Annotated in this window: 10 protein-coding genes and 2 tRNA genes; 5 read left to right on the top strand and 7 right to left on the bottom strand. The window is 26.3% G+C overall.

The window, feature by feature from the left end; genetic code table 11:
* Together EIC27_RS05375 and EIC27_RS05370 are read right to left on the bottom strand one after the other, a co-directional pair.
* Positions 1-257: hypothetical protein (locus tag EIC27_RS05375; protein WP_153183769.1), on the bottom strand; the 257-nt coding region annotated here is incomplete at its 3' end.
* 61 nt (positions 258-318) lie between these two features.
* Positions 319-1,092 carry a phytanoyl-CoA dioxygenase family protein gene (locus tag EIC27_RS05370; protein WP_205702349.1) on the bottom strand — a complete coding sequence of 258 codons (774 nt, stop codon included), beginning with the start codon at positions 1,090-1,092 and terminating at the stop codon, positions 319-321.
* Positions 1,093-1,407: 315 nt separating this feature from the next.
* Between EIC27_RS05370 and EIC27_RS05365 the strand changes: the two genes are divergently transcribed.
* Positions 1,408-1,632: a hypothetical protein gene (locus EIC27_RS05365; RefSeq protein WP_126045072.1), complete on the top strand. Its 225-nt coding sequence runs from the start codon at positions 1,408-1,410 to the stop codon at positions 1,630-1,632.
* Positions 1,633-1,769: 137 nt separating this feature from the next.
* Here EIC27_RS05365 and nusB read toward each other — a convergent pair whose 3' ends face one another.
* The 3 genes from nusB to EIC27_RS05350 form a co-directional block, all read right to left on the bottom strand.
* Positions 1,770-2,219, bottom strand: coding sequence for a transcription antitermination factor NusB (nusB, locus tag EIC27_RS05360; RefSeq protein ID WP_126045071.1), 450 nt, complete (start codon positions 2,217-2,219; stop codon positions 1,770-1,772).
* Complete coding sequence (ribH, locus tag EIC27_RS05355) at positions 2,191-2,634, bottom strand: 6,7-dimethyl-8-ribityllumazine synthase (protein WP_126045070.1); 444 nt, start codon at positions 2,632-2,634, stop codon at positions 2,191-2,193. The genes nusB and ribH overlap by 29 nt, the downstream gene beginning before the upstream one ends.
* Positions 2,635-2,652: 18 nt before the next feature.
* Positions 2,653-2,737 (bottom strand) — tRNA-Leu (locus EIC27_RS05350).
* Positions 2,738-2,873: 136 nt separating this feature from the next.
* On the opposite strand from EIC27_RS05350, the gene fdxA reads away from it, so the two are divergent.
* The 4 genes from fdxA to EIC27_RS05330 all read left to right on the top strand — a co-directional run bounded on the left by fdxA (position 2,874) and on the right by EIC27_RS05330 (position 5,835).
* Positions 2,874-3,200, top strand: coding sequence for a ferredoxin FdxA (fdxA, locus tag EIC27_RS05345; RefSeq protein ID WP_126045069.1), 327 nt, complete (start codon positions 2,874-2,876; stop codon positions 3,198-3,200).
* 11 nt (positions 3,201-3,211) lie between these two features.
* Positions 3,212-5,092, top strand: a complete 1,881-nt coding sequence (locus EIC27_RS05340) for a DUF3857 domain-containing protein (protein WP_126045068.1) — start codon at positions 3,212-3,214, stop codon at positions 5,090-5,092.
* 18 nt (positions 5,093-5,110) lie between these two features.
* Positions 5,111-5,185, top strand: a tRNA-Thr gene (locus tag EIC27_RS05335).
* Between the two features lie 89 nt (positions 5,186-5,274).
* The gene (locus EIC27_RS05330) at positions 5,275-5,835 is read left to right on the top strand and encodes a DUF924 family protein (protein ID WP_126045067.1); all 561 of its coding nucleotides are present in this window, start codon (positions 5,275-5,277) and stop codon (positions 5,833-5,835) included.
* A 431-nt stretch (positions 5,836-6,266) separates the two neighbouring features.
* Here the strand turns inward: EIC27_RS05330 and EIC27_RS05325 are convergent, their stop codons facing one another.
* Positions 6,267-6,722, bottom strand: coding sequence for an MFS transporter (locus EIC27_RS05325; RefSeq protein WP_126045066.1), 456 nt, complete (start codon positions 6,720-6,722; stop codon positions 6,267-6,269).
* Between the two features lie 55 nt (positions 6,723-6,777).
* The coding region (locus EIC27_RS08305) for a transposase domain-containing protein (RefSeq protein ID WP_205702304.1) at positions 6,778-7,007 on the bottom strand (230 nt) is incomplete at its 5' end.

The following is a 7,007-nucleotide window of genomic DNA, read 5'->3' as shown; positions in this document are numbered from 1 at the left end:
AAAGCAGTTATAGACATGGGGTTTAATATTGCACCTCCCATACCAATAATTATTAAATCACTAAAAGTATTTTTAATATATTCAGCAATATTTAATAATCTGTCTAAATTTTTGTAGGGATTAAACTCTTTTAATATTTTAGATGTTGCACTACTATTAGATGCAATTAATAAGTCAATTAACTTTTTAAACTCCTCATCATTAATCTGTACTGATTTTTTTATCAAATCATAATTATAATAAATTATATCTAACATAACCATTTATTAACAATGAATTTTTTCTTTCCCATATACTAAAAATGAGTTTTGCATACCATTATAAACGTGATAAAAATGAATACCAAAGACTTTTATATATTTTTCCAGTTAAATCCCCTGCATCATGTTTAGTTGCAGCTTTATGTAAAATGGATACATTTTTTAGATCTTGCTTAACCTGATTTTTATTAATATTTGTTATATTTTCGTTTTGTATAATATCCTTCCATTTATCAAGTAACATTATAAAATCATTATGCTCACAAAAAGTAGAATCATATTTTTTTAAATGAGAACTTAAAATATTAGTTGTAATATCATGACAATTCCACATACCAAAATACTCAGATTTAATTTCAGGAATATTTGAAAATCCTAAATCTAATATTTCCCATCTAGTAACATAAGCATGTCTATCTTTACCAGTTATACTTTTTAAGCTGCCATGCCATAATCTTGAATCAAAAATTACAGCATCTCCTTTTTTAAGCTCAATAACTTTAATATCTGTTTTGTATAACTTATTGTATATTTTACTTGATGAATACATAGGAGACCAAAAATCAACAGCAGGTTGGATTGGTAATTTATGACTTTTTGGAATTAACTGTAAAGCTCCTGTATTCCTATCAACATTATTTAAAGCAAGCCATAAAGAAAAATGATAAGGATTATTAGGTGAATAAGAAATATCTTGATGTAGTGGAACTGCTTCTTTTATATCTTTATTCTTACAAATTATATTTTTTTTCTGCAATTTTAGCTTTTTTTTAAGTACTTTTTCAAGCTGAGTTTGAGCAATATTATCTAAAGAATCATCTATACATTTCATAATATTTGAAGAAGATCCCCATCTTCCAGTACAATACACATAATTTGAAGAAGATGTATTAATTTCTTCAGCATTAATTTTAATTTTCTTTGTAAGCGCTAAAATAAGGGCATCTAGTCAAGAATAAAAATAAGTGGTTTAAAAATAGGAGATCAAATTGATTTAAGTCAGCTTGATATAAGCGAATGGAATATAAAACGTGATGTACAAGAAGGAATAATAAATATAAATGGAGATAGCATAGAATTTAAAATAAATAAAGATTATCCGTTAACAGTTACTGATCCTGATCAAGATAGTAATATTACAACTAAAGTGGATCCAAATCTTTATTATGAAAATTCACCTATTCCAAATTCAGATAGTGGAAGTAATTGGCATTGGTATGATGATACTTTTGGTGTAGTTGTTGGAAGTACTGTTGGAACCGGAGTTTTAGGAGTTTTGGGTAGATTTGCATATCTTAAATATTATCAAAATAATCCTCTAGCAGTGAATAGTGGTTTAAATGATGCTTTATTAACTGATGTACTAGAATAATTCATAATTACAGTAAAGCAAAATCAAAAGGAAGAAATATGAAAGATTTACAGTTTACGAAATAATATATGGGTCGATCATTTATTTATTTCAGTACTGAGCACTATTAAAATTAAAAATACAAAATGGTTAAATATTTATTTTACTATTTTATCTAATATACTATTGATGAAACCTAACTCCTCTAAGTGATTAAATGATTTTGTAATTTGCAAATAATCATTTATTATAACTGCAACATTAGAATTGTTAACGTGTAATAATTCACCTATTCCACTTCTTAAAATAGATAACACTAATTTTGGTAACCTCTCAAGTTTCCAATTTTTTTCTAAATTAGAATGAATTTTATTATCAATATTTGATATATTATGAATTATAAAATTTATAAGCTCTTCATAAAATTCTACATTAAGCTTTTTATTGGGATATTTAGATTTATAATAATTGACATAATCGGATGAAATTTGTTTGATATCTTTTTTATTATCTAAAATATCAAATGAATAAATAGTTTGAATTATTAAAATTCTAGATGAGTAAAGGGATTGAACGTTATTAGTTGAATCTAGAGTTTCTTTTGTCATTATAAATCATAAATTGTTCTTTTACCTTGATCATTTGTATGCACGCATTTGCAGCATTTGCAGCATATTTTGCAGCTCTATCCAGTGCTTGTTGTTTATTATCTACAGTAAGCACTCCAAAGCCTAAGGGTATAGAATAATAAATTGAAATATCCTGAATTGCTCTTGCACATTCATGTGTAACAATATCATAATGAGAAGTCTCTCCTTTAATAACGCAGCCAAGAGCAACTACACCACTATATTCAAAAGTTTCCAATCCCATATTAATGGAGCTAGGGAGTTCAAATGCGCCTGGCACTATAACTTGTTCATAATCTAAATTATTTTTTTTTAATACTTTTTTAGATGAATCTAATAAAATTGTAGAGACATCTTGATAGAAATTTGATATTGAAATTAAAATTTTTGTCATGAAGTAAAAAAATTTAGTTGGTGCGGATGGAGGGACTTGAACCCACACGCCTTGCGGCACTAGATCCTAAGTCTAGCGCGTCTGCCAATTCCGCCACATCCGCAAAAATGTTTTGGACAGTTATTATAGTACTTTTATTATCTAAAAAAATAAGTATAATGTCCATAAAATCAATTTATATAACATTTAATACACTTTATAAATTTTAAATCAAGTAAATATTAGGATAATTACTGAAAATGACATATGTTGTTACCGATAAATGTATAAAATGCAAATTTACTGACTGCGTTGAAGTTTGTCCTGTAGATTGTTTTTATGAAGGAAAAAATATGCTTGTGATAAATCCAGAAGAATGTATTGATTGTGGGGTATGTGAACCTGAATGTCCTGTTGATGCAATAAAACCTGAATCAGAGGATTTAATAAAATGGTTAGAAATCAATAAGAAATATTCAGAAATTTGGCCAAATATCACAGAACAGAAACAAGCATTAAAAGATGCTGAAAAATATGAGGATGAAGAAGAAAAATATGAAAAATATTTTGATGAGAATATTAAATAATTGAGGGATAAATGGTTAGAGTTTTTATATATTGTTTGATTTTAATTTTATCAACAATAACTTTACATGCTAGATGGGCAACTTTAGAAGATTCATCTATAAAAACAATGTATGAAAACGTGAATATTAATGTTAATAAGGATTACACTCACGAAACAACAATAGAATTCTTAGACGAAATATTAAAAGAACAAGGTAGAAGAGGATTTTCAAAATTTATTTTTGAATATGATTTAAAGAGAGAAAAAGTAGAAATATTAGAAGCATATACTATTTTTGAAGGTAAAAAATATGTTGTTAAAAAATCAGAAATAGAAGATAAACCACTCGCAAGTGAAGCAAGTGCAATTGCTGAATATGGTCAAATTTCCATTGCTTTCCCAAAAATTGTGGTTGGAGCTAAAGTGTATCTTAGATATAAAGTTATAGTGAATAATCTAGCTATACCAGATTATTTTAGCAATTTCTTTTCATTTGGAAAAGGTGGATATTTTGAAAAATTTAATGTGGCTATAAACTCTGAAATTCCACTTTATATTTATAAAAATGATCCATATGAAGTATTAGAGATTAAGAAAAAAAATCAAGAAAATAAATCAGTTGAAAGTATTACTATAAATCAAATAAGACCTTTTACTAATGATCTAATAGATGAGCCAAGTAGTGGTGCAATTAATAAAAAACATCTAACATGGGTTGCCGTTACTAGTGAGAAATCATGGCAAGGGTTTCATAAAAAATTTATTGATAATTATTCTAAGGTTATAAATCAAAAATTGCCAAATGTTTTTGAAAAAATTTATGAAGGTGCAAAAAATAAAAAAAATGAAATTGATCAAATAAATTATATTACTTTAAATTTAAGTGATTCGATTCAATATTTGATGGATAAGAGATCAATTTCAGTAAATGTCTTTCCTAGAGATTTAAATGAGGTTGCTAGAACTCAATATGGTGATTGTAAAGATTTTTCATTTTCAACAGTGGCAATTTTAAAAAAACTTGGTTATAAAGTTGATATAGTTTTAGTTTATAGAGGTGAAATTTATCCGGAATTTAAAGCACCAATCCCATTTTGGGTTTTTAATCATATGATGTTAAAAGTACAAGGTAAAAATGGAAATGTTTACTGGTTGGATCCTACAAATTTCCAAAGTATGGCAGGTGAATTGTTTCCGGATATTGCTGATAGAATGGTTTTGGTGATTTCAGATAAAGTGGCAAAATATGAAAAAATACCTTCAATTAACCCAAAAAATTCTGTTAATAATATTATTAAGGAGTATTATATTGAAGATGATAAAGTTAGATTATCTTTTGATGCAAAATTGAGTGGGCAATCTTCATGGAATCTTAATGGATTAGGAAAATTTTATTCAAAACAACGTTTAGAAGATTTGCTTTTTATGAGTGTTAATGATAATAAATTTGTTAATTACGAAGATAAAATTAGCTCAACAATACCAACTTTAGATTCAAGAATTGTTCAAGATGTTAAATTTAAACTTGAATACAGGGCTGATGATTTATTATTAAATACAAATTTAGGAAAAGCATTAAAATTAAAATATAAGCCGTTATATTTTTTTAATGATATTGCAGAAGATGATAAGATTGATTTTTATATAGATATGCCTATTTTCTATGATGTTAAAACTGTTATTAAATCTCATTGTATTAAGAATATTAAAAGCATTGATTTTAATATTGATACTACTTGGATAAAATTAGATAGAAGTGCTAAGTGTGTAAATAATAATACAGTTATATCAGATAAGATAGCTTTTAAAAAATCTTTTATAAAAAATGAAGAAGCAAAAACACAGAAGTTTAAAAATTTGAAAAAAGCAATTATAGATAATTATATTAACATGGCTTTAATTATTTCTTAATATACTTCATGAGGTTGTGCCAAAGTAGCACAGAGGCAGTGCAACTGATTCGTAATCAGTAGGTCGGGAGTTCAATTCTCCCCTTTGGCACCAGATTTAAAGATATTTAGAAAAGTAAATTCATTATCCTTTTATTGACTTTAATATTTATAATATCAATACTTATAATAAGTTAATGTTAAGTGATTATTAATGAAATGAAGCATTATAGTAAAATATTAGATTTTTGGTTTAAAGATAAAATAAAGTTAAATTGGTTTGTTAAAGATTTAGAACTTGACCAAAAAATCACTACTGAATTTTTAGGAATATATAAAAATCAGTTGATGAATATAGGGAGAGACTTAAAAAAAATTGAAGATGTAAAAGAGCTTCTAAGTTTAATAATATTATTTGATCAATTTCCTAGAAATATGTTTAGAGGCAAGAAAGAAAGTTTTGATACTGATAAAGAAGCTTTGAGGATATCAAGGTATTTAATATCTAATGAATTTGATGATGAGGTAATTAATAATGATTATCTTTTGTTCTTATATATGCCTTTTATGCATAGTGAAAATTTAAAAGATCAGGAAATGTCAGTAGGGCTTTTTAAAAATGTTAATAAACAATCTTATGAATTTGCAATTAAAAACAGAGACATAATTGAACGTTTTGGTAGATTCCCTCAAAGAAATAAAGCGTTAGGTAGAAAATCTACAGGAGAAGAAAATAGATTTTTAAAAGAATTTACACTTTTTTGAATTTATAAGATTAATAATATATCAGTTAGATATTTTATTTTCTGAATAGAATAACTATTTTTTGCAAAAAAACTAAAGTGTATATAAATTAGATCTAATTTATGTAAAATAGGTTAACAGATGCAGTTATGTTTATTGATTTTGGATTTATGGAAGTTGATATAAGCCAATTAAGTAGTAAGCAAAGACGTGGTTTATTGGAGTAGTAATTTAAAAAAAATGCAATAATATGATGTAAGGATAATTAGAGGGAATGGAGTGAGGAATTATGTTGTATTTCTAAAAGATCTAGTATTAGTGGTGTAAATACATTTGCTAATGTTTATGGGGTGTGAGTCAATGGTGTTTTAATTCTATATTAAGTGCTCTAATACGATGCTAAAATCAATTACTATGATGAGAATGGTATATAAATTATGTAGATATAATGATTATAATTTATTTAGCTTTAGAACTTTATATATAAGCCAAGATAGTGTAGGAACAGTTATCATTATTATTGCTAAGGGTAATTGATTATTATTTGGTATATAAGAAGATATGTAGCCAGTTATTACAGCTCCTAAAGTTTGCAGGCATCCATAAAGTGCAGCAGCTGTGACTGCTATATGTCCAAATGGAGTGAAGGCCTTTGCGAAAGAATTAGGAAACACAAAACTAACTCCGAAATAAAAGAATGCAACTGGAATAGAAATAGCTAGTAAATTTATTCCAAAAAAATAAAATCCAAACAAAAGTAAAAATCCTGATATAAACATTAATATCCATCCAAGTTTAAGTATATTTTCTGAACCATACTTATGAACAAATATGCCATTCAAATAACCACTTAAACATGTTGCTCCCCCTCCAATTAAGTAAACGCTAAAATATCCCCATCTTGACAAGTATTATCCGCCTTTCTTTGGGTTTCTTAAGTTTTTTGATAATTCTAAAAAAAATTTAATTTGATGATATTTTTTTATCAATATTATATGGAAGTAAATTTACTAACTCTTTTGGATCAGAATAATCATGAATATGATTCAGCAAATATTTTAAATAATCATAAGGATTAATCTTATTTACTTTGCAAGTTTCAATAATACTATAAATATTTGCACTAGCTTTAGCACCCTTAGTTGTTGCACAGAACATCCAATTTTTTCTGCCAACTGCAAATGGTTTTATAC

The organism is Candidatus Aquarickettsia rohweri (assembly GCF_003953955.1).
GTDB lineage: Bacteria > Pseudomonadota > Alphaproteobacteria > Rickettsiales > Midichloriaceae > Aquirickettsia > Aquirickettsia rohweri.
This window is presented reverse-complemented; position numbering and strand designations above follow the sequence as displayed.